20 protein-coding genes and 1 pseudogene are annotated in these 20,763 nt (G+C 60.3%); 13 read left to right on the top strand and 8 right to left on the bottom strand.

Annotated features, from left to right (window positions below; all coding sequences use genetic code 11):
- Positions 1–12: 12 nt before the first annotated feature.
- The 3 genes and pseudogenes from AC2YI2_RS17050 to AC2YI2_RS17040 form a co-directional block, all read right to left on the bottom strand.
- Positions 13–966, bottom strand: a complete 954-nt coding sequence (locus AC2YI2_RS17050; protein WP_487387687.1) for a calcium-binding protein — start codon at positions 964–966, stop codon at positions 13–15.
- Positions 963–1,139 (bottom strand): hypothetical protein, encoded by a 177-nt coding sequence (locus AC2YI2_RS17045; RefSeq protein WP_487387686.1) that lies wholly within the window; start codon positions 1,137–1,139, stop codon positions 963–965. The genes AC2YI2_RS17050 and AC2YI2_RS17045 overlap by 4 nt, the downstream gene beginning before the upstream one ends.
- A gap of 477 nt (positions 1,140–1,616) precedes the next feature.
- Positions 1,617–1,706 (bottom strand): annotated as a pseudogene (locus AC2YI2_RS17040) (IS6 family transposase); the annotation flags it as partial.
- A gap of 202 nt (positions 1,707–1,908) precedes the next feature.
- On the opposite strand from AC2YI2_RS17040, the gene AC2YI2_RS17035 reads away from it, so the two are divergent.
- From AC2YI2_RS17035 to AC2YI2_RS17005, 7 genes are all read left to right on the top strand, one after another.
- Positions 1,909–2,190: a hypothetical protein gene (locus AC2YI2_RS17035; RefSeq protein WP_487387685.1), complete on the top strand. Its 282-nt coding sequence runs from the start codon at positions 1,909–1,911 to the stop codon at positions 2,188–2,190.
- 66 nt (positions 2,191–2,256) lie between these two features.
- A complete protein-coding gene (locus tag AC2YI2_RS17030; protein WP_487387684.1) occupies positions 2,257–3,150 on the top strand; it encodes a hypothetical protein in 894 nt (297 codons plus the stop codon).
- Positions 3,137–3,418 carry a PqqD family protein gene (locus AC2YI2_RS17025; protein ID WP_487387683.1) on the top strand — a complete coding sequence of 94 codons (282 nt, stop codon included), beginning with the start codon at positions 3,137–3,139 and terminating at the stop codon, positions 3,416–3,418. The genes AC2YI2_RS17030 and AC2YI2_RS17025 overlap by 14 nt, the downstream gene beginning before the upstream one ends.
- 106 nt (positions 3,419–3,524) lie before the next feature.
- Positions 3,525–3,689 (top strand): hypothetical protein, encoded by a 165-nt coding sequence (locus AC2YI2_RS17020; RefSeq protein WP_487387682.1) that lies wholly within the window; start codon positions 3,525–3,527, stop codon positions 3,687–3,689.
- Positions 3,690–4,152: 463 nt separating this feature from the next.
- Positions 4,153–5,754, top strand: a complete 1,602-nt coding sequence (locus AC2YI2_RS17015; RefSeq protein ID WP_487387681.1) for a sensor histidine kinase — start codon at positions 4,153–4,155, stop codon at positions 5,752–5,754.
- A gap of 114 nt (positions 5,755–5,868) precedes the next feature.
- Positions 5,869–6,543 carry a response regulator transcription factor gene (locus AC2YI2_RS17010; RefSeq protein WP_487387680.1) on the top strand — a complete coding sequence of 225 codons (675 nt, stop codon included), beginning with the start codon at positions 5,869–5,871 and terminating at the stop codon, positions 6,541–6,543.
- Positions 6,544–7,047: 504 nt separating this feature from the next.
- Positions 7,048–7,575: an RNA polymerase sigma factor gene (locus AC2YI2_RS17005; protein WP_487387854.1), complete on the top strand. Its 528-nt coding sequence runs from the start codon at positions 7,048–7,050 to the stop codon at positions 7,573–7,575.
- A gap of 265 nt (positions 7,576–7,840) precedes the next feature.
- Here AC2YI2_RS17005 and AC2YI2_RS17000 read toward each other — a convergent pair whose 3' ends face one another.
- Positions 7,841–8,860, bottom strand: coding sequence for a LacI family DNA-binding transcriptional regulator (locus AC2YI2_RS17000; RefSeq protein WP_487387679.1), 1,020 nt, complete (start codon positions 8,858–8,860; stop codon positions 7,841–7,843).
- Positions 8,861–9,047: 187 nt separating this feature from the next.
- Between AC2YI2_RS17000 and AC2YI2_RS16995 the strand changes: the two genes are divergently transcribed.
- Genes AC2YI2_RS16995 through AC2YI2_RS16975 form a run of 5 tightly spaced genes read left to right on the top strand, consistent with a single transcriptional unit; the run spans position 9,048 to position 13,722 of the window.
- Positions 9,048–10,091: an ABC transporter substrate-binding protein gene (locus tag AC2YI2_RS16995; RefSeq protein WP_487387678.1), complete on the top strand. Its 1,044-nt coding sequence runs from the start codon at positions 9,048–9,050 to the stop codon at positions 10,089–10,091.
- Positions 10,092–10,108: 17 nt separating this feature from the next.
- Entirely contained in the window at positions 10,109–11,158 is a 1,050-nt protein-coding gene (locus tag AC2YI2_RS16990; protein ID WP_487387677.1) for an ABC transporter ATP-binding protein, read from the top strand.
- Positions 11,155–12,024 carry an ABC transporter permease gene (locus tag AC2YI2_RS16985; protein ID WP_487387676.1) on the top strand — a complete coding sequence of 290 codons (870 nt, stop codon included), beginning with the start codon at positions 11,155–11,157 and terminating at the stop codon, positions 12,022–12,024. Before AC2YI2_RS16990 ends, AC2YI2_RS16985 begins: the two co-directional genes overlap by 4 nt.
- Complete coding sequence (locus AC2YI2_RS16980; RefSeq protein ID WP_487387675.1) at positions 12,017–12,817, top strand: ABC transporter permease; 801 nt, start codon at positions 12,017–12,019, stop codon at positions 12,815–12,817. The genes AC2YI2_RS16985 and AC2YI2_RS16980 overlap by 8 nt, the downstream gene beginning before the upstream one ends.
- Before the next feature lie 8 nt (positions 12,818–12,825).
- Positions 12,826–13,722: a phosphorylase family protein gene (locus AC2YI2_RS16975; RefSeq protein ID WP_487387674.1), complete on the top strand. Its 897-nt coding sequence runs from the start codon at positions 12,826–12,828 to the stop codon at positions 13,720–13,722.
- Positions 13,723–14,181: 459 nt separating this feature from the next.
- Here the strand turns inward: AC2YI2_RS16975 and AC2YI2_RS16970 are convergent, their stop codons facing one another.
- Both AC2YI2_RS16970 and AC2YI2_RS16965 read right to left on the bottom strand, forming a co-directional pair.
- Positions 14,182–15,105, bottom strand: coding sequence for an NADP-dependent oxidoreductase (locus tag AC2YI2_RS16970; protein WP_487387673.1), 924 nt, complete (start codon positions 15,103–15,105; stop codon positions 14,182–14,184).
- Positions 15,102–15,569, bottom strand: a complete 468-nt coding sequence (locus AC2YI2_RS16965; protein WP_487387672.1) for an ester cyclase — start codon at positions 15,567–15,569, stop codon at positions 15,102–15,104. The genes AC2YI2_RS16970 and AC2YI2_RS16965 overlap by 4 nt, the downstream gene beginning before the upstream one ends.
- A gap of 97 nt (positions 15,570–15,666) precedes the next feature.
- On the opposite strand from AC2YI2_RS16965, the gene AC2YI2_RS16960 reads away from it, so the two are divergent.
- Complete coding sequence (locus AC2YI2_RS16960) at positions 15,667–16,593, top strand: LysR family transcriptional regulator (protein ID WP_487387671.1); 927 nt, start codon at positions 15,667–15,669, stop codon at positions 16,591–16,593.
- Positions 16,594–16,741: 148 nt separating this feature from the next.
- Here the strand turns inward: AC2YI2_RS16960 and AC2YI2_RS16955 are convergent, their stop codons facing one another.
- Complete coding sequence (locus tag AC2YI2_RS16955) at positions 16,742–17,185, bottom strand: hypothetical protein (protein WP_487387670.1); 444 nt, start codon at positions 17,183–17,185, stop codon at positions 16,742–16,744.
- 360 nt (positions 17,186–17,545) lie between these two features.
- Entirely contained in the window at positions 17,546–20,743 is a 3,198-nt protein-coding gene (locus tag AC2YI2_RS16950) for an efflux RND transporter permease subunit (protein WP_487387669.1), read from the bottom strand.
- Positions 20,744–20,763: the final 20 nt, after the last annotated feature.

Raw genomic sequence — 20,763 nt, 5'->3', positions numbered from 1 at the left:
GATGGTGTTAAGTTAGACGAGATCAGCTTCGACCACGGTGCCGACCGCGATACTGAACTCGTTGTCGTTTTGGTCGCGACCATAGAGCCTGCCGTCATCGTAGAAGACGTCGCCGGCAACCTGGACATCGTCGGTCCAAACGAAGTCCCATCCAAGGTCGATCAAGTCCGTGCCGCTGACGAAATCGGTGATCGTGTCAAAGGTTGCGACGAGGCTATCTGTCGCCGAAGCGAACGCGAACGTGTCGGCATCGTCCCCACCGGTCAGGCTGTCGGTGCCTGCGCCGCCGGCCACGAGGTCCGTGCCCTTGCCGGCGTCGATCGAGTCGTTGCCGGCCTCGCCGAGAACGGTATCGTTGCCGTCGCCGCCGGAGATCGTGTCCGTTCCGCCGCCGCCGGCCAGGGTATCGTTGCCGGCATTGCCGTTGAGCGTGTCGGCCTGGCTGCCGGCCTGGTAGCCGTCATTGCCGCTGTTGCCCTGGAAGACGACCGATTGCGAGGCGAGATAGTTTTCAAGAAAGGACTCGTCACCGTTCATCAGGTTGTAGAGCACCTGATGGGTGTTGTCGGTCGCTGTCGTGCCGGTAATAGCCAGGCTGGTGATTGTGAAAGCTGCCGTGCCGATCGACATGGCACCGCTGGTGATCCCCGGCGTGGTCGTGCTGACCCCGTTGACATTGTCGCCGAAGGCGAGCGTGTCGATCGAGCCGGACAGAACGTTTGTGCCCAGGTTGTAGGTCATGTTGCCGCCGGCGATGAAACCGTTGCCATCGTCGATGATCGTGTCGGCGTCACTGTCATCGGTCGTAGCCAAGCCGTATTGCGAGGCGTTGGTGAATGAATTGTAGAAGTAACCGAAGCGGCCGGTCATCGGGTTGAAGTTGTCGTTGACCGTGTCGAGATAGTTGGTCGCGCCGTAGTTGATGTTGGCGCCGGCGGTGGAATTGACCGATATGGTAACCGTCATAACAATATCTCCTTGGGTTCATGGCGGCCGCACCCCCGGTTGAGGGTCGGACACAAGGAGAACAGGCGCGGTTTGGTCATTGAGGCAGTGGCGATGAAGGGGATCGCTTCATGTTCGAAGTCGTTGCCCATGATCCCGGTCGTCGTGGTGTTGGAATTGATGGCGACAGCCATTGCTGCATTCCTTCCGATGCGCCAGTCGCGCAGGAGTTGAAAGATCTTCTTCGAATGACCGGTCAGGGGCTTGACCGGAGGCGGCTGCCCGATCTCCCGAGATCAAGCAGTCCGACAGCACGCGCGATTCCGCGGCGCACCCAGATCCGATGGCGTTCCGAATTTCATGTCGACCTCTTAGGAAATATGCTCAAAACAAACTTCGTCCGCCATCGCTGGGACGTCGGTCAATTCTTCCGATTTAAGATGGCTTAATGAGAGGTCGGAACTTTGTGGGTCTAACCGCCCACACACGATCCGCTCAACGGCTGTCGATGCACGTTTAGATATCATGACTTTTAGAGTCAAGTATGGCGGGTGTATTTTTGTGCCAGTCACTTCATCGTATAATTGACGCGGCGCCGTAAGGCTAAATTGGGCTTTTCGTGGAGGTAGGCTAGACCTGCATCCCTCCCGTGAAAGCAGTGCATTTTACGCCTCGATCATTGGCGCGTAGGTTAAGACCCAGCGATTGATTGTGCTGTGGTCGACCTCGAAGCCGCACTTGCGGAACATCTCTTCCAAGTCGCCTAGAAGGACCGACTAACGGGAATAATTCCCTTGCGGTGGAATAAATCCGCACTCCCTTCGTTTTTCCACTCCGAAGCAGCATGGAAGCCACGACCATGTAGGTTTCGATGCCGCTTTCCTCACAGGCCGGCCGTCATGCCGGCTCCACACGACCACGAGGCGACGTCCTGTCGCTGCAATCGAATGGAAGGACGAGAAGATGACTGACAAGAAGAATCCGGACGGCACCCCTCCCGAGCGCGAGGAAATTTCGCTCGCGCGCCGCTCGGCCCTGCTGAAACTCGGGTTGGCGACCGTCGCAGTCTATGCGGCGCCGGCATTGCTGACGCTGAGCGAGGCCGAGGCCGGAGATCGCAGCAGCGGGCGCTCCGGCAGGAGTGGCCGGCGTTCCGGACGACGCTCGGGCCGCAGAACGGGACGGCGCACAGGGCGCCGGAGCCGCAGAACCCGGCGTTCGCGGCGCAGCCGTCGTAGCTCGTAGCGAAGAGACAAGGCCGATCGCGGCCGGAATTTCCGGCCGCGATCTTCCGTATTTGCAGGTGAGGCGATGACGACACATCGATTCGAGATTTATGGTGAGCCCGTCGATTTTGTCGATTGCCGCGAAGTGGCAGAGGGTTTCGCGTCCATTCTGCGCGGATGGGCGGTGCGCGAGGTTCCGCATGATCCCTCGCGACCGGCCTATGTCACCTTTCGCCGCGAGGGCGGCATCTATGACTGGAACACGCCCTGGCTCAAGGAACCGAATAGGCGCGAACATCATCCGAGTCGCAATGTCATGGAGGCGGTCTGCGATTTCCATTATGAGTTCATCGACTGGTATGCCGATCGCAACCCCACGCATTTTTGCGTTCACATGGCGGCGGTCGAATTCGCCGGCCGAGCCGTGCTTTTTCCCGCGATCCAGAAGACTGGCAAGAGCACTCTTGCACTCCACTGCGCCGAACGCGGCCATCGCCTTCTCGGCGACGATGTCGTCGCCGTGGACGGCGACATGTCCGAAGCGATCGCGCTCGGGCTATTGCCGCGCATGCGGCTGCCGCTGCATCCGTCTTTCAAACTTGAATTCGTCGATTTCACAAACCGCCATGCCGGACTTTCAGACAAGCGCTGGCAATATGTTTCGCTCCGCGAGGAAGAGATTCTGCCCTACGGCCATCGGCTGTCGATTTCTGGTGTTGTCATCCTCGACAGACGGAAGGACGTGAGGGCGGTGATGACCCGGGCTGCGCCGAGCGCGGCGCTCAAGGCGCTGATCGACCGGAACTTCGGTGTACTCGAGGATCCGGGTCGCATATTTGATTGCTTCCATGCGCTGGTGCGGCGGGCGGATTGCCATGTCCTGACCTATTCGGACCCGTACGAGGCAGCAACATTGCTCGGGCAGGCTTTCGGCGCTACCCGAGCTGAAGAGAGGACAATTGGACATGCGTTCGCCTAGAGGCCGGTTCGCCCGCTCCCGTCCCGTTCGAGAGGAGCAGATCGACGAGATACTCTTCCTCATAGATCAGGACGGAAAGGCTATCCATGCGCTGACATCGGTGGGCGCGGGCATCTGGTCGCTTCTCCGAGAGCCGGTCTCGATCGCGGAGACCAAACACATATTGAAACAGGCATTTCCGACGGTTCCACCGCGCAGAGTGGCCCGCGATGTCGAGGACATATTCGCCGAATTCGAGGAATACGGATTGATCCGCCACGCGCGCTAACAGTCATGGTCGGCATGGGCCGCGGAATGGGCGTCTGGCGCGTGAGCATAAAGGGGAAAGCGGCACGATGCAAAAGACGACGGTAAGATTCAGCGACGAAGAACTCATGGCCTATGTCGACGGAGAGGTCGGCGAGGAAAACAGGCGGGCGATCAAAGCCGCGGCGGCGGCCAATCCGGAGATAGCAAAAACGATTGGCATATTCGCGCAAACGAGAGCGATGGCACGGGCCGCATTCGCGTCCCTTCTGCAGGACGCGCCCCGCACCTAGTCACATCGGCTATCAGGCTTTGCAGCCGTCGTCGTAGCCGCGGCCTGCTTAGGGTACCTCTCGGAAGCCGGCGCCCGCATCGTCATCTCCGCCGGCGAAGAGCGCGTGCTGTTGAGCGGAAGTCGGACCAGCAAATACGAGACACGAACGACTCTTCCGGTGGCCGCCGAAAGGGCGGTTGAGGACAGGGAGGCTGTGCAGGCCGCAGTTCTCACCAAATTCTAACCTGATTCTCTCCCATCCTTAATTGCCGATCCGCTATTCTTAAGCGCATCATGGTACGATTACAGTTCGCCGATCCGCGGTTGCCCAGCACGTTTGCACGACGCCGTGGCAATGTGACTGAGGCACACGAAATTCATGCATCCGACCGGTTCGGGTTCTCAACACAAATTGGACATCGATGAGCATCAGGTCTCGCATCCTCCTCTTTCACCTTATCGTCATCGGATCAGTCCTGGTCATGGCGGCCATCGTCTATGTCACCATTCGCTCGACGACGCACTATATGGAGCGGGTTCAATGGGCCAACAACCAGCTGGAAGCCGTTACCGCGCTTACCGTCAACGCCAACCGCTATTCCGAGCAGATCGCGGAGTTCCTGCTGATCGGCGAACCGGAACGGGCCGACTATGACAGTGCTCGTGCCGAACTTGAGGCAGGCTTCGACAGACTCGAGAAACTGACCAGGGAAGAGGCCGAGTTCCTTGACGGCAGCAGCGCACAGGAGGACGGCGGAGACGAAATCTTTCGTGTCATGAGGATGCGAACGCTCTACGGGGAAATCAACAAGGCGACGACCACAGCCATAAACTTGCGCAGCCAAGGACGTCAGGAGGAAGCCATCAACGTCTTTCGTCGCGACATCGAAAACCGCTTTGATGCCGAGTTCGAAAACATCCTGGAGGCGGCAAGACGCGATGAAGCGGAGGAGGTGGCGCGCGCGGAGCTGCAGGCAGAAGAATTGTGGTGGCGTCTGACCTGGCTGACAGCGGCGCTGGCGCTGGCGGCCGTGGCCCTATGCTTTGTCGCTGCATACCTTCTGGCGCGGTCGCTGCTGCGCCCGATCGGTCTCCTGACCAAAGGCGCCGAGGCGATTGGCCGGGGCGAACTCGATCACCGGATTGTCTTTGAAAGCCGCGACGAACTCGGCGCCCTCGCCCAGCGCTTCAACACCATGGCCGCCAATCAGGAAGATCAACGCAATCGGCTGCTTGACGCGCAGACCGATCTCGAGCGGCAAGTCGATGCGCGTACGGAGGAACTTGCGACGGCGAACCAAAGACTGACAGATCTCGATCAGCAACGTGTCCAGTTCCTGGCCGACATCAGTCATGAACTTCGCACGCCCTTGACGGCGCTTCGCGGCGAAGCGGAGATTCCGCTGCGCCACGGTTCAAAGCCCGAGGCAATCTATCGCGATGCGCTCGAACGGATCGTCACTCTCAGCCTCGAGATGGGCCGGCTCGTAGACGATCTGGTTTTTCTTTCCCGTTCGGAAACGGACACAATTCGTTTCGAACCACGCCGCGCGGATCTCGTCACCATCATCGCAGATGCCGTCCACGAGGGTGAAATCCTTGCACGCGCCAAAGGCACCTCGGTCAAGGCGGATTGCCGTTCCGAACCGGTATGGATCAATGCCGACCCCCAAAGGCTCAAACAGGCGCTCCTGATTATTCTGGACAACGCCATCAAATATTCGCCACCCGGCCAATCCGTAACCGTACGCATGGCTGCTGCCGACGGACAGGCCGAAATCACAGTGCGCGACAGCGGAATGGGCATTCCGCCCGAGGAAGTCCCAATGGTGTTCGATCGCTTTTACCGCGGCCACAACTCGAAGGCGTCCCGACAGCTAGGCAGCGGGCTCGGCTTGGCGATCGCGAAATGGCTCGTGGAGAAGCACCGGGGCGCGATCGCGCTGACCAGCGAGGTCGGCTCCTTTACCGAGGTCCAGATTCGCATTCCCTGTGCCGAGCCAGGCCGGCCACAGGGCGTCGCTGAAGTCAATGACAATACGGCCCCGAAAAGGACAGCGCGGAAGACGATCAAAACCCATTAGGCAGTTGCGCCGCATCCGGCACTTGGAGGTCCATTGACAATAGCCCGCTACCTATACTGCGTTGAACAGTTCCCCGACTCCCGTGTCCGGACCAGGGGAGGGAGATAGTTCCTCATGTCGAAAATCTTACTGGTGGAGGATGACGAACGAATCGTAGGCTTCATCAAGCGCGGGCTGGAAGCCGAAGGTTATGTGGTTGACCTGGCAAACAGCGGTGAGGACGCGCTGGCGATGGTGCGGGAGATTCCTTATGCGCTGATCATTCTCGATCGAATGCTTCCGGGCATTGACGGCATCGAGGTGTGCCGAGTCCTGCAACGCGAGCGGCATGAGAATCTCATCCTCATGCTCACGGCCAAAGGCAGTCTCCAGGATAAGGTTGAGGGGCTGAAGGGCGGCGCCGACGACTATCTGACCAAGCCATTCGCCTTCGACGAATTGATCGCCCGCATGGAGGCTCTGCTACGTCGCCGCCCGAGCGCGGCTGCGGATCCCGTGCTGAAGGTTGGCGATCTGGCCCTCGATCCGGTCAGCAAGAAGGTCTGGCGCCGCGAGCGCGAGATTGCCCTGACGGCCAAGGAGTTCAAGCTTCTCGCCTATCTGATGTCGCACCCGGATGCTGTCATAAGCAGAGCCCGATTGCTCAACAATGTCTGGGACCTGAGCTTCGATCCGGAGACCAAGGTCGTCGATGTCTATATTCGCTACCTCCGTCGCAAGATCGACAGTGAGACGGAAAAGCCGCTCATCAAGACGGTGCGAGGCTTCGGCTATGTGATCTCGGCGTGAAGCGCTTATGTCGGGGCTCCTCGAAACTGATTGGCACCCTTTCCGGAGACCAAGCGGCGGCTGGCGTCAGACACGCTTGATGCGGCTCGCGAGATGGCGGCGAAGGAAGCACAAATCGCTTGTCTTAAGGTGCACGGATCGGAACGTCTGATGCGAATTGACAACAGCCCGCGCCGACAATTCGCGAACAACCTGGTGAGAAACCCGCGTGGGGAAGGTGCCGTTCTTACCAGACTGTAATCTGGCGCTTGCCGAAATCTAATTCTGGCCTCGCCCAAATGTAGCCATGCTCCCACGAGGCTTTCTCCAGCCTTGGTCATACTGGCGTTGACGATCACAACAGCCAGAGTTCGACAAGATGCGAGATCAGGACTTCTTCAAACGCTCGAGCGGCGCTACCACTGCCAAGCTCACTCGTAGCCGAGCCCCAATTCAAGCGATCTGGACAATCCTCCGAGGCGTGCAGCTTCCGGGAGTTGAATGATGCAGCTTCAATTGACCCAAATGCGGGCGGAAACCGCAGGTTTTGCCCTGCCCGTCGAGGCAGATCATATCAGCGACCTGCTTGTCAGCTTCATTCCGAACCTGCGACGCTTTGCAATTTCACTCTGCCGATCCCGCGACCTGGCCGACGATCTCGTTCAGATGGCTTGCGAGCGTGCGCTTGCCAATGCCGACCGCTTCACGGCCGGAACGCGATTCGATGCCTGGATGTTGCGCATAGTGCGCAATCTTTGGATCGATCACCTCAGAAAGCGGAAGGCGGCGGGTTGGGAGGAAGACATCGACCAACGCGGGGACAATGGCGGGGCTTCTGGCGAACGAGATGCCGAAGCGCGCCTCAGCCTAGCTGATGTCGTCCGGGCAATCGCAGATTTGCCACAGGACCATCGAGAAGTCATCCTCCTCGTCTGTGTCGAGGACCTTTCTTACAAGGAGGCGGCTGACACTTTGGCTGTCCCAATTGGCACGATAATGAGCCGGCTAGCTCGCGCGAGAAAACATCTCGCCAAGGCAACTGGGATCGAGTAGCCATCTGCCAACCCAGCTTCTCCGAACGTTATCTCGCGGCAATGGCTTCGATTTCGGCCAGCAACGCGGGCGAGGCAAGCGCCTTGACGTCGACGAGCGTGGTGGCCGGCGGCGGCGAGACCAGCGGCGCCCGGCTTTCGCAAAACCCTCGAAAGCGTGAAGGCAGGGTGGATCTCTGCTCGCCACGTCCTCTCGCCAGCTTCGTAACACGCCCTTCGGATGGTTCGTGGCGGCCCCGTCTTCAATTGAGAAGAGACATTGGCGGTCATTCGCCTCGGACTACGGACATTTCGCCCGCGAATATTTTCTGCTTTAGCGGCGCTTCCGGATGCTCGATCTGGTGAACGAGACCCTCGACCAAGGCGCGGCCGACGCTGACCATATCCACCGAATGGGCCACGAGCGGCGTCGAGAGATAACGTGCAATACGGGTGTTGTCGCGCGTCGCGATGCTGAAGTCGCGGCCGGGCGCGAGCCCGTGCTTACGCAGGGCGCTAAGCGCTCCCAGCAGCCCCAATTCGTTGGCGCAGACGAGCCCATTTGGTGGCTCGGCGCTGTCGAGCAGCCGCCCGATCCATCGCTCGCTGGCCTCGATGGTAAAATCCTCTTGCCCAACCAGGTCGGGATCGAAGGTTAGCCCGTGATCTTCGATCGCGGCACGATAGCCCGCCAGCCGCATGGCGCTGTACTGATCCTCCCGAGTCAGCAACTGCAGCGCGACGCGGCGGCATCCGCGCTCGAATAGAAGCGAGGTCGCTTCATAGGCGATACGTTCATTGTCGATGTCGACATAGGCGTAGTCTCGGTCGAGATTGCTGCGCCCGAATGCGATGAACGGAACGCCTCGCTCAAGCAAATAGGGAATTCGGGGGTCATCCGCCAGCATACGCGTAATGACGACACCGTCAGCAGCGCCGGAATGGAGAACCATGTCGAGGTTCTCCTGAGGGCTTTCCTCAGGAGTGGTGGAAAACACCGTAAGGCTATAGCCGAGTTCCCTCGCCGCCAGGGTCATCCCCTCCATGAGGGGAAGCTTGGCGATGTCAGAGAGATAGTCCCTCGTCTCCATGGGCAGGATCGCCGTCAGGTTGCGCGTCAAGCCAGTGCGCAATGCCCGTCCATGCAGGTTGGGTACATACCCCGCCGCGTCCGCTACCGCTTTTACGCGCCTGATCGTGTCGGGATGGACTTCCGGCCCATCCTTGAGCGCACGTGACACCGTAGTCACGGAGAGACCGAGCTCGTCTGCAAGCCGCCGGAGGTTCGGCCTTCCCTTTGCCGTCATGTCGCCTCTGATCTTTCCGATTTCCTTCCTTGTAGGTCGGCAGGTCCATCCTGGCAAGGAAAGCATCGACTGACGAACAAAACGCTTGACGATTTGTCGTTTAAGCGCAATCGTAACGTTACGATTTAACAGAATGAGGCGATAACGCCCAAAATCGTCATTCAGAGGTGAACAAGGAGATAGGCCAATGATGCAGTTTTTTCGCTATTCCGTCGGCGTGATCGCGTTTGTCGCCGCGATGCCCGCGCTTGCTCAGGACGTGACCATCACCACGGCTGGCGGCGACTATGGCGACGCCATCAAGAAGGCAATGTGGGAGCCTGCGGCAGCAGAGCTGAAATATTCTATCCGGGAGGAGTCCCAGAGCGATAGCTTTGCCGCGCTGAAGATGCAGGTCACATCCGGCGCGGTAACCACAGACATCATCCATCTCGGTTCCCCGGAGGGAGCGCAGGCCGCCGAGCAAGGCTTGCTGGAACCGCTCGACTACACGATCATCGACCCCAAATCGCTGCCGCCGGGGGCCGAGTCCAAATATTGCTATCCCTTCACTTCCTACGGCACTGTGATGGCCTGGAATACCAAGGCGATTGGTACCAATCCTCCGGCCAACTGGGCGGAATTCTGGAATGTCGAGAAATTTCCTGGCAAGCGCGCGCTTCGTGCCAATGCGCAGGACCTTATCGAAATCGCGCTTCTTTCCGAAGGTGTGGCGCCGGCCGACATCTACAAGCAGCTCAGCGCCCCTGGCGGTCTCGACCGCGCCATCGCGCGGCTTGAGACGCTTAAGCCCAGCATAGCTGTCTGGTGGACATCAGGCGCGCAGTCTGCCCAGATCCTGAAAGACGGGGAGGCCGATCTGGTCGTCACCTGGAACGGTCGTGCGGAAAGCGTGAAAGCCGATGGCGGGCCGGCGGATTTCAAGTTCCAGGGCTCAGTCATCGGAACCGATTGTCTCGCGGTGCCCAAGGGTGCGGCAAATCGCGAAGCGGCGATGAAGCTGATCGCGGCGATGACAAAGCCGGAACGCGAAGCCAAACTGACCGACTTTATCACTTACGGCCCCGTCAATCCGAAGGCTTACGAACTCAATCTCATCTCCGCTGACAAGATGGAGTTGCTCGCCACGGCGCCGGGCAATGTCGATGGGTCTGTCTTCTCCAATGCCGAATGGTGGGTGAAGAATGGCGAGGCAGCCCAGCGCGCGTTCGACGAGATGATGAGCCGCTGAGCCCGATAGGTGCGACAATGACGGGCACCTCGCTCTCGATCTCCATCGCAGGCCTCCGGAAGTCCTACGGACGCTATGTTGCTCTCGACGATGTCGAGCTTGATGTTGCAGCCGGAGAATTCCTCACATTGCTGGGCCCCTCGGGGTCCGGCAAGACGACACTGCTGATGGCGCTCGCGGGTTTCGTGCGGCCGGAATCGGGCGTGCTCACGGTCGGTGGGCAGGACATGACCCGCCTGCCGCCGAACCGACGGAACATCGGGGTCGTCTTCCAGAACTACGCTCTGTTTCCGCATATGAGCGTCTCAGGGAACGTTGAATACCCTCTGAGACTGCGTGGCATACCCAAAGCACAGGCCCGGGAGAGAGCGGAGGCAGCACTTGCAAGGGTCAAGCTCTCCGGCTTCGGAATGCGCGACATCGCCGCGCTCTCCGGCGGCCAGCGCCAGCGCGTTGCCCTGGCGCGCGCCATCGTCTTCGAACCACGCGTGATGCTGATGGACGAACCCCTTTCGGCGCTCGACAAGAACCTGCGCGAGCACATGCAGTTCGAGATCCGCAAATTGCATGACGACCTCGGCGTCACCACCATCTACGTAACGCACGACCAGCGCGAAGCGCTCACCATGTCCGACCGTATCGCGGTGATGGACGCCGGGCGCATCCAGCAGATCGGCGCGCCCCAGGACGTCTACCGTCGACCAAGAAACCGCTTCGTCGCGGAGTTCATGGGGGAAGCCAACATCGCCCCGGCCGGCAATTTCCAGGGACCGGGCGCAGCAGCCCTGCCACGCGAGCGCCTCGCGATGATCCGTGCTGAAAATTTCGCGCTCGATCCCGCTGGGCTCGGCGATGACCGGGTCGAGGTGATCGGCCACCTCGTCTCGAAAGCGTTCCGAGGCGAGAACTGGCTCCTTAACCTTGAGACCACCGCCGGAGATCAGTTCATGTTGAGCCTGTCGGCGAACCGAGCTGCCGCCTGCGCCGAGCTCAAGATCGGGGCTGAGCTTCGCGCCTATGCGGAATTCGGTCATGTTCACCTATTGGAGGGGGCGCGCGTTCCATGAACGACCCCGCTCTCGCCCGCGAACAAAGACGAGAACGCTTCTTCTTTCTCGGCCTCGCCGCACCGGCGATCGTCATAGTCGGCGTGTCGGCCATGGCGCCGGTGCTTTGGATCCTCAGCCAGTCGTTCCTGACCCTGACCGGCGAGGCGACGCTCGGAAACTATGAGAAGATATTGTCGAGCCGCCTAACCTGGTCCTCCCTCGGCGTCACCCTGTCGCTGTCGCTATCCACCCTTGTCATATGCATGGTTTTGGGCGTTCCGCTCTCGCTCGCGCTCGCCAGCGCCAATCGACGCGTCGCAAACCGAGCGCTGATCCTGATCATGCTGCCGCTGTGGACCTCGATCCTTGTGCGAACCTACGGATGGCTCGTGCTGCTGCGGCGGGACGGCATGATCAATGCAACGCTGACATCGCTCGGCGTGATCGATCAACCCTTGCCGCTCGTCTACAATTTCACCGGCACGCTGATCGGCATGGTGCACTACATGCTGCCGCTCTTCGTATTGCCGCTCTATGCCGCGATGCGCGACATCGATGGCAATGTCGTCCGCGCCGCGGCAAGCCTGGGCGCGGGCTTCTGGCGCTGCGTGGCGACGGTTATCCTGCCCCTCTCGTCCGGCGGCCTTACGTCGGGCTCCATGATCGTCTTCATCTACACGCTCGGCTTCTTCATCACACCCGCAGTGCTCGGCGGCGGCAAGGTCAATCCCATCGCAATCCGCATCGAGCGGACGTTGTCGACATTCCAGGACTGGGGAAGTGCCAGTGCTCTTGGCGTGCTGCTTCTATTGCTTGTTCTCATCGCCGGCTGCCTGTTCGTCGCGGTCCGCCGGCTGGCCCGCGAGAGGATGCATCATGCTTGACGCCTATCACGACAGCCGGCTTTCACGCGCGCTGCTCTGGACCGTCGCCAGCCTGGTGCTGCTGTTTCTCATGCTGCCGACGCTGATCGTCGTGCCGCTGTCCTTTTCCGCGTCCGATCTGCTCGAGTTTCCGCCGAAGCAATGGTCGCTGCGTTGGTACGAGACCTTCTTCACCTCGGCCGCATGGATGGGGGCCCTGAAGACCAGCCTCATGCTCGGTGCGCTCACCGCCGCAATCGCCGTGCCCGTTGCGTTCCTGGCCTCGATCGCCATCAACCGGCTGGGCTCTCCGCTCGCTGGAGGCGTGTATGGCTTCCTGCTCACTCCCTCGGTAACACCCGGCATTCTGCTCGCCATCGGCTTGTTCATCGTCCTGGCAAAACTCGGCCTGATCGCGTCCTTCGCCGGCGTGCTTGCCGGACATGTGACGCTCGCCATTCCGGTGGCAGTTGTGGTCTTGCAGCCCGCCGTAAACCGGTTCGACTGGCAGCAGGCACAGGCGGCGCGAAGCCTGGGCGCCGGCTGGCCGAGAGTGATCGGCGGGATCATTGCGCCGCAGCTCGCCCTGAGCCTCGTCGCCGCGGGCTTGATGGCCTTCCTCACCTCCCTCGACGAAGCGGTGATCTCCATCTTCATCGCAAATGGACCGAACACGACATTGCCAAAGCTGATGTTCATCTCGCTGCGAGATCAAATCGATCCGACCATCGCCGCGATTTCGACGCTGTGGACGGTCTTCGTCGGGGTCGTCATTTTGGTCCTCAATGCGCGTTCCAACGACGCCTCAAAGTGAATGTGACTATGACCGACAAACAGATATCCGCTTCCATCCCCTCCGTCACAACCGCTGTGATCACCGGGTCGGCCAATTGGGGCCTCGCCTTTCCGGAGGATGTCGGCATGGCCGGCGTCCGCGTGCTGGCGCGCGACCTCGCCTTCGACACACCCTATGGCATGACTGAGAACTGGAAGCTCCTTGAGTTCGACGCCTCGCTGACGGCGGAGGGGCGCACGAAGCAGGTCCTCTGCATGTATTCGCATGGCAATCCGCGCGACCACATCGATCATTCCTGCCACCGGCGCGCTTTCTGGGTCCTCCAGCAGGCTGGCGTGCGCCAGGTCCTGGCCTGCTCGACGATGGGCGCGGTCAACAAGGCCATCCAGCCCGGCGACATGGTGATCAATGCCGACATTATCGAACTCACCCAGACACCCTATTCACTGCTTGAGGGCCGGCAGCGGTTCGACTGCTCCGGAAAGCAGCTCGTTTGCCAGCGCTGCGCCGGGCTGCTGGCGCAAACCGCCCGTCGGCACTGGCCGGCCTCGCGCCGCATCCACGGCGTGGAGCAAGGCCTCGTTGCCGCCCACGCCTATGGACCGCGACTGACCAGCCCGGCCGAAGCCATGGCGTTCCGCTCGATGGGCGCCGACGTGATCAATCATTCGATCGCGCCCGAGGCGACGCTGTCGCGCGAGATCGGCGCCTGTTTTGCGCCGCTTGCCTTCGTCACGGCTGGTTTCAACGACTATATGGACCGCAATCGTGGCCAGCTTCTGCAGGACGACGTATTACCGAGCCTGTCGATGATCGCCTCGCGCATTGCGCTTGAGACCATCGCCCACCTTCCGGAAAAAGAAGACTGCGCGTGCCATGGGCTCAAGTCGCTCCAGCCCGAGGAGCGCTACGCTCGTTTCTGAGGCAACGGCCCGCGGCATGTCTGCGCCGCCTGGCGAGGAACTGATTCCAATCGCCTTTGACGCCGTTGATGTCGACCAACATCGCTCTGATCGGTAATTTGGAACGCGCGATCGGCGCCCCACGACTGGTTCACTTGTGGCCGGCCCAGGTTTGATTTCTCTGCGACTCTTAGGCCCAACTCGGTCCCGTGATTGTATGGTGGCGTCATCGGGGCTACCGCTCGGATCGAGCGCATCAGCGTTCTCGATGGTGCGCTCAACCAGTTTCATGGCGTAATGGCCAAAACATCCAAGGGCCGTGTCGCCCGAAATGCATGAGGCGGCACGCGACCGCTCCCGTCTTGCATTAAGTTCCGACAGCAAACGGCGGCGGTCTCTGCAATAGAGCCCAATCACCCATTTCGTAGGCGAGCTAGATGCAGAACGACGCCGCCGCGGTATGCAGCGACGTCTCGGTGACTAATCGAATGTGACGATGATCTTGCCGTGAGCGCGACCCGATGCCTGATGCTCGAAGGCGTCAGTAAAGTTGGGTAACGACACTACCCGATCGACGAGAACCTTCACAGAATTCGCGTCAATTGCTTCGACGATCTTCTCAAGCCGGCTTCCGTTGGACGCATGGAAAACAAAGGTTGCCGCGATGTTATGCGCCCTCGCGAGCGCTTCGTCCGGTGGCGCGGAGGTAGATAGAAGATATCCGCCCGCGCGCAGGACGTTGAACGATCGCTGCTGGGTTTCGCCGCCGATCGTGTCGAGCACCACATCGACATCAGACAGCTTGTCGGAAAAGTTCTCCGACCGATAATCGATGACCTGATCCGCACCAAGTCGGCGGGCGATTTCAATCCCCTGCCCCGATGCTGTCGCAATTGCGCGTGCGCCGACGGAACGGGCAAACTGGATCGCAAAACTACCGACGCCGCCGGCACCAGCATGCACCAAGACGCTTTGACCGCGTTTCAGGTTCGCGACTTCGAACAGTGCCTGCCACGCAGTTCCCGCCGTCGTCGAAATGCCTGCTGCTTCTTCGAGCGATACCGTTCTCGGCACGCTGACCAAATAGTCATCTCTGACGACCGCGTATTCGGCAAACGCGCCGCCGCTTGTCGGGTCGAGGCGCGCCAGAACCTCGTCGCCTTTGTGCCAACGGGTGACGTCGCTTCCGGTGTGTTCGACGGTACCAGCAAGGTCAGTCCCCAAGGTGTAGGGAAAGGTTAGTGGGAAGAACGCATGCATTAACCCACGCTGCAGCTTTACATCGAGCGGATTGAGGCTTGCCGCCCTAACACGCACGAGAACCTCGCCCGGACCGACATCTGGCGTCTGTACATCTTCGACGGCCGGCGCAGCATGATAATTGCCAATGCGGAAGGTTTTCATTGGGCTGCCTTCCCGACTTGGACCGGCCATGCGCCGACCTGGAGCAGCCAGCCAAACCAGTCTTCTAAGTGCCAAGTATGCGTAAGTCTGCCGTTGTCAATGTGGTGGAATTCATGGATGGGCATCTGAAATGATCTGCCTGTTGGAGCGATGCCGAACCATTCGCCGGTATGGGTTCCAGTAATGACAGCGCGTACGGCGGCGCGACCTGGCGCGCCGATGATCTCCAGGATCTGGATTCCGAGGTCGGGAAAGGCCGCGGCAAATTGCCGAATGAGGGGCTTCATGCCATCGCGACCCGGCTGCTGGTGCGGCGCAAGAGGAATATCCTGCCAGTCGGTCGTTACGGCTTCGTCGAGAAGGTCCGGGTTCCCGTCGCTGAAGGCCCGGTACAGCATCTCCACGGCGCGCTGCTCTTCCGGCGTAAGGCCGAATACCGTCGGTTTGTTTTCAGTGGTTTCCATAGTGTGCTTCCGTTACTGAGAATGTGACGTACGGAAGATGTATCTGACGGCTCACCATGCTTGAAATCGATATGCATTATGTGCAAACATCAATGCCGTGGATTTACATGGCATTGATCTGAACCTGCTCGTCGCTTTCGACGCTCTGATGGCCGAGCGAAGCGTTACGCGTGCCGGCACCCGGATCGGCCGGACACAACCTGCTATGAGCGCCGCGCTCTCGAGACTGCGGAATCTCTTGAAGGACGAGTTGTTCATTCGCAGCCCGAACGGGCTCCAGCCGACACCGCGCGCGCTCGATCTGGCCGAGCCGCTCGGTCATGCTCTTGCCGAGATTCAGCGCACACTTGAATTCACCCAAGGTTTCGACCCATCGACCGCGGCCGTGAGCTTTTCCCTGGGGCTATCCGACCACCCGACCTTCGTCCTGCTGCCGCATCTTCTCGCGGTGCTGCGCGAAAAGGCGCCGGGGATCACGTTACGCATCCGTGATTTCACGGCGCGGGACGACGCCATCAGCATGCTCGATTCGGGAGAAGTCGATCTAGCCATTGGCGTGCCGCCTTCGCCAACGGGCAGAATTCTCAACCGACCACTTTTCCAGGAGAGATTCGTCTGCATCCTTCGCAAGGGGCATCCCGCAGCTGAGGCGCCGCTGGATCTCGACAATTTCCTCGGCCTTTCCCACCTGCTGGTCTCGCCGGAGAACGACCGATTTGGAATTGTCGACGTGGCACTGGCGAAGGAAGGGCTGAAGCGGCGCCTCGCCCTGACCCTCCCGCAAATGTATGCGGCACCCGTCTTGATAGCTCGTTCCGATATGATCGCTACCCTGATGGAGGGCGTTGTTCTCGCGTCTGGACACGCGCACGAACTCTCCATCCTGCCCCCGCCGCTCGACCTGGAGCCAGTCCAGTTCGTTCTGTCGTGGCATCGACGGAACGATGTTCATCCCGCCCAGCGATGGTTCAGGGACTGCGTCGCATCCCTCGCAACGGCATTGCCTGCCGTTGGCGACCGGTGATAAACTCATCCCCACGGCCATTCGGCCGTGGAAGCATTTCGTCCCGCCGCGCCAACCGGCGATCTGACCGGCAACTTGTCCGCTGGAATTCTCGCCGTCGCGAGTTGGAGCGTTTCCTGGAGGTATCGCTTCTGTTGGCGGACACAGGCTATTTCATGGTGATGGTGAGGTCGTCTACACCGAACGTGAGCATTAGTCCGTTGCGCTCGACCGACAGCTCCAGATAGACGCCGTTGGAATTCTTCAGCCACATCTTGCCGCGACTGGTTTTACCAACAACAAAACCAGTTCTCGTCGCGGTGTATCGACCCGCGAACTGGCGCCTGGATTTAAGATTGTAGACCTTGCCAGTGGCTTTGATCGAAGCAAAGCCGGTCCCGCCGAACCCAAGGCCAGCGATTTTGAATGGATAGTCGCGGCCGCCAATGTGCAGGACGCCTTTTCCCGTTCCGATGGTCAAATAGTAACCGGCCTGGCGCTGAACGATATCGACGGTTCCGCTGGGACGGAGCTTTGTTTCAGCGGCCTCCGACCACGTCGGCGCGATTAAGAAAGCAAGGACTGCAAGGGCAAATTTGGGGAAATGAGGCATAAAGCCCTCCGTGGGACAATTCAAACGGACGGCCTCCCAGCCATCGCAGCAAACTATATTCAATCACGGTCTTTGTCTAGAAATGTGCAGCTCGCAGCTTAATGAACGCTATGCTCTGATCACGCCCACCCAAGTTGCCGTAAACCCCTAATTAATTGGAACTGGTTGAATTTATGCGAATCTATCCGCTGACGCACACTTGGGGCAACAGTGCGGAAGCGGACTCCCTCGACAGCGAAGCGGAAGAGCTTGCTCATCCAACCCTCACGACGGATTGCAACTGCAACCGTCGTGAGGACAATGTCAACCAACTGCAATCGATGCAGCTCTCGCCCTCGATCAATCTGGCGTGTGACGTCACTATTCGGCCGGCATGCCGATCAGTTCGCCTGCACTTGCCGGCTCCGCCGCCTTGTGCTGCACCAGCGGGCGATTGCCTGCAAGCTTGCGGATCAGCACGTAGAAGACAGGCGTCATGAAGATGCCGAAGAAGGTGACGCCAATCATGCCGGCGAACACTGCGACCCCCATCGCCGCGCGCATTTCCGCACCCGCGCCGGTCGAGATCACCAGTGGGATGACGCCCATGATGAAGGCAAGCGACGTCATCAGGATCGGGCGCAGGCGCAGCCGGCTCGATTCGATGGCCGCCTGAACCGGCGTCCTGCCTTCGAATTCGAGTTCACGGGCGAATTCCACGATCAGGATCGCGTTCTTCGCCGACAGCCCGACAAGCACGATCAGCCCAATCTGGGTGAAGATGTTGTTGTCTCCACCGATAAACCAGACGCCCGTCAAGGCGGCCAGCACACCCATCGGCACGATCATGATGATTGCCAGCGGCAAAGTGAGGCTTTCATACTGGGCAGCTAGCACGAGATAGACCAGCAGCAGCGCCAGCGGAAAGACAAGCAGGCCCGAACTTCCGGCAAGGATCTGCTGATAGGTCAGATCCGTCCATTCGAAGCCGATGCCCGTTGGCAGGACTTCGGCTGCAATCTTCTCGATCGCGGCCTGGGCCTGTCCCGAAGAGAAGCCGGGAGCCGGGCCGCCATTGATGTCGGCGGCCAGGAAGCCGTTATAGCGGTTGGTGCGCTCCGGCCCGGTCATGGCCTCTACCTTCAGCAGCGCCGACAGCGGGATCATCTGGCCCGAAGCCGAGCGGACCTTGAGCTGGCCGATATCATCCGCATTGGCACGGAACTCCGCGTCAGCCTGTGCGCGGACGCTGTAGGTACGGCCGAAGGCATTGAAGTCGTTGACATAGAGCGAGCCGAGATAGATCTGCAGCGTCTCGAACACGTCGGTGACGGAGACACCCAGTTGCTCGGCCTTGGCGCGATCGAGATCCGCATAAAGCTGCGGCACGTTGATCTGGTAGCTGGAGAAGAGCCCCGCGAGTTCCGGCGTCTGATAGGCCTTGGCGAGAAACGCCTTGGTTGCTTCGTCGAGCGCCTGATAGCCGAGACCGGCACGATCCTCGAGCTGCAGCTTGAAGCCGCCGGTCGTGCCGAGACCCTGGACCGGCGGCGGCGGGAACATGGCGATGAAGGCATCCTGCACCGCGCCGAACTTCTGGTTCAGTTTCATGGCGATCGCACCGGCCGACAGATCGGGCGTCTTGCGCTCGTCGAAATCCTTCAGCGTCACGAAGACGATGCCGGCATTGGACGAGTTGGTGAAGCCATTGATCGACAGGCCTGGGAAGGCGATCGTGTGTTCGACACCGGGTTCGGCAAGCGCGATGTCGCTCATGCGCTTGATGACATCTTCGGTTCTATCCAGCGTCGCCGCATCCGGCAGCTGGGCGAAGCCGATCAGATACTGCTTGTCCTGCGCCGGCACGAAACCGCCCGGCACGGCGTTGAACATCGCATAGGTGCCACCTGCCAGCGCGAGATAGATGACCATGACGATGCTTTTGCGCGACAGCAGGCCGCCCACGCTTCTGCCATAGGCGTTGGAGCTGGCGCCGAAGGCCCGGTTGAAGCCACGGAAGAACCAGCCGAACACGAAATCCATGCCGCGGGTCAACCAGTCCTTCGGCGCGTCGTGACCCTTGAGCAGCAGAGCTGCAAGGGCCGGGGACAGCGTCAGCGAGTTGATCGCCGAGATGACAGTCGAGATCGCGATCGTCAGCGCGAACTGGCGATAGAACTGGCCGGACAGACCTGTGATGAAGGCCAGCGGCACGAACACCGCGACCAGGACCAGTGCGATGGCCACGATCGGGCCGGACACTTCCTTCATCGCCCGATAGGTTGCCTGTCGCGGCGACAAGCCGTTCTCGATATTGCGCTCGACATTTTCGACCACAACAATCGCGTCATCGACGACGATGCCGATCGCCAGCACCAGCCCGAACAGGCTCAGCGCATTGATCGAGAAGCCGAAGGCGTACATCACACCGAATGTACCGATGATCGAGACCGGCACTGCAATCAGCGGAATGATCGATGCGCGCCATGTCTGCAGGAACAGGATGACCACCAGGACAACCAGTGCGACAGCTTCGAGCAGCGTATCCACGACCTTCTCGATCGAGGTGCGGACGAATTTTGTCGTGTCGTAGACGATCTCGTATTTCACACCTTCAGGCATGGCGATCTGCAGCTCGTTCATGGTCTTGACGACCTCGTCCGAGATGGTGATCGCGTTGGAACCCGGTGCCTGGAATACGGGAATCGCGACGGCGGCCTTGCCGTCGAGCAGCGAACGCAGCGAATAGTCGGCAGCACCCAGCTCGACACGGGCGACGTCACGCAGCCGGGTGATCGCGCCATTGGCGCCGCTCTTGACGATGATGTTGCCGAATTCCTCCGGCGTCGTCAGGCGACCCTGGGCGCTGACATTGAGTTGCACGTCCACACCCGCCAGACTCGGCGATGCACCGATCACGCCGGCCGCGGCCTGCACGTTCTGCTGGCGGATAGCATTGGTGATGTCGCTCGCGGCAAGGCCGTGCTCCGCGGCCTTCTGCGGATCGATCCAGACGCGCATCGAATAGTCGCCCGAGCCGAAGATCTGCACCTGGCCGACGCCCTGGATGCGCGCCAGCCGGTCCTTGATGTTGAGGACACCGTAGTTACGCAGATAGGTGATGTCGTAGCGATTGTCGGGCGAGGTCAGGTTCACGACCATCATCAGGTCGGGCGAACTCTTGACCGTGGTCACGCCGATATTCTTGACCTCTTCCGGCAGGCGCGGCTCGGCCTGCGAAACGCGGTTCTGAACGAGCTGCTGCGCCTGGTCGGGATCGGTGCCGAGCTTGAAGGTGACGGTCAGCGTCATCACGCCGTCCGACGTCGCTTGGCTCGACATATACAGCATGTCCTCGACGCCGTTGATCTGCTCCTCGAGCGGTGTGGCGACGGTTTCGGCGATCACCTTCGGGTTGGCGCCGGGATAGACGGCGCGCACGACGATCGATGGCGGAACGACATCGGGATATTCGGAAATCGGCAGGGATCGCATGCCGATGAGGCCGGCGACCACGATGAGGACCGATAGCACCCCGGCAAAGACCGGGCGGTCGACAAAGAATCTGGAAATATTCATTTCAAGGCCCTCTTCGGCAT

It is taken from the genome of Rhizobium sp. SRI_017, assembly GCF_057586295.1.
Note: the sequence above shows the minus strand (reverse complement) of the source record. Positions and strands in the feature narration are given on the sequence as shown.

Excerpts from the sequence above, each read along its gene's own strand:
- AC2YI2_RS17050 (WP_487387687.1), bottom strand. The coding sequence starts at position 966 with ATGACGGTTACCATATCGGTCAATTCCACCGCCGGCGCCAACATCAAC.
- AC2YI2_RS17045 (WP_487387686.1), bottom strand. The coding sequence starts at position 1,139 with ATGGCTGTCGCCATCAATTCCAACACCACGACGACCGGGATCATGGGC.
- AC2YI2_RS17035 (WP_487387685.1), top strand. The coding sequence starts at position 1,909 with ATGACTGACAAGAAGAATCCGGACGGCACCCCTCCCGAGCGCGAGGAA.
- AC2YI2_RS17030 (WP_487387684.1), top strand. The coding sequence starts at position 2,257 with ATGACGACACATCGATTCGAGATTTATGGTGAGCCCGTCGATTTTGTC.
- AC2YI2_RS17025 (WP_487387683.1), top strand. The coding sequence starts at position 3,137 with ATGCGTTCGCCTAGAGGCCGGTTCGCCCGCTCCCGTCCCGTTCGAGAG.
- AC2YI2_RS17020 (WP_487387682.1), top strand. The coding sequence starts at position 3,525 with ATGGCCTATGTCGACGGAGAGGTCGGCGAGGAAAACAGGCGGGCGATC.
- AC2YI2_RS17015 (WP_487387681.1), top strand. The coding sequence starts at position 4,153 with ATGGCGGCCATCGTCTATGTCACCATTCGCTCGACGACGCACTATATG.
- AC2YI2_RS17010 (WP_487387680.1), top strand. The coding sequence starts at position 5,869 with ATGTCGAAAATCTTACTGGTGGAGGATGACGAACGAATCGTAGGCTTC.
- AC2YI2_RS17005 (WP_487387854.1), top strand. The coding sequence starts at position 7,048 with ATGCGGGCGGAAACCGCAGGTTTTGCCCTGCCCGTCGAGGCAGATCAT.
- AC2YI2_RS17000 (WP_487387679.1), bottom strand. The coding sequence starts at position 8,860 with ATGACGGCAAAGGGAAGGCCGAACCTCCGGCGGCTTGCAGACGAGCTC.
- AC2YI2_RS16995 (WP_487387678.1), top strand. The coding sequence starts at position 9,048 with ATGATGCAGTTTTTTCGCTATTCCGTCGGCGTGATCGCGTTTGTCGCC.
- AC2YI2_RS16990 (WP_487387677.1), top strand. The coding sequence starts at position 10,109 with ATGACGGGCACCTCGCTCTCGATCTCCATCGCAGGCCTCCGGAAGTCC.
- AC2YI2_RS16985 (WP_487387676.1), top strand. The coding sequence starts at position 11,155 with ATGAACGACCCCGCTCTCGCCCGCGAACAAAGACGAGAACGCTTCTTC.
- AC2YI2_RS16980 (WP_487387675.1), top strand. The coding sequence starts at position 12,017 with ATGCTTGACGCCTATCACGACAGCCGGCTTTCACGCGCGCTGCTCTGG.
- AC2YI2_RS16975 (WP_487387674.1), top strand. The coding sequence starts at position 12,826 with ATGACCGACAAACAGATATCCGCTTCCATCCCCTCCGTCACAACCGCT.
- AC2YI2_RS16970 (WP_487387673.1), bottom strand. The coding sequence starts at position 15,105 with ATGAAAACCTTCCGCATTGGCAATTATCATGCTGCGCCGGCCGTCGAA.
- AC2YI2_RS16965 (WP_487387672.1), bottom strand. The coding sequence starts at position 15,569 with ATGGAAACCACTGAAAACAAACCGACGGTATTCGGCCTTACGCCGGAA.
- AC2YI2_RS16955 (WP_487387670.1), bottom strand. The coding sequence starts at position 17,185 with ATGCCTCATTTCCCCAAATTTGCCCTTGCAGTCCTTGCTTTCTTAATC.
- AC2YI2_RS16950 (WP_487387669.1), bottom strand. The coding sequence starts at position 20,743 with ATGAATATTTCCAGATTCTTTGTCGACCGCCCGGTCTTTGCCGGGGTG.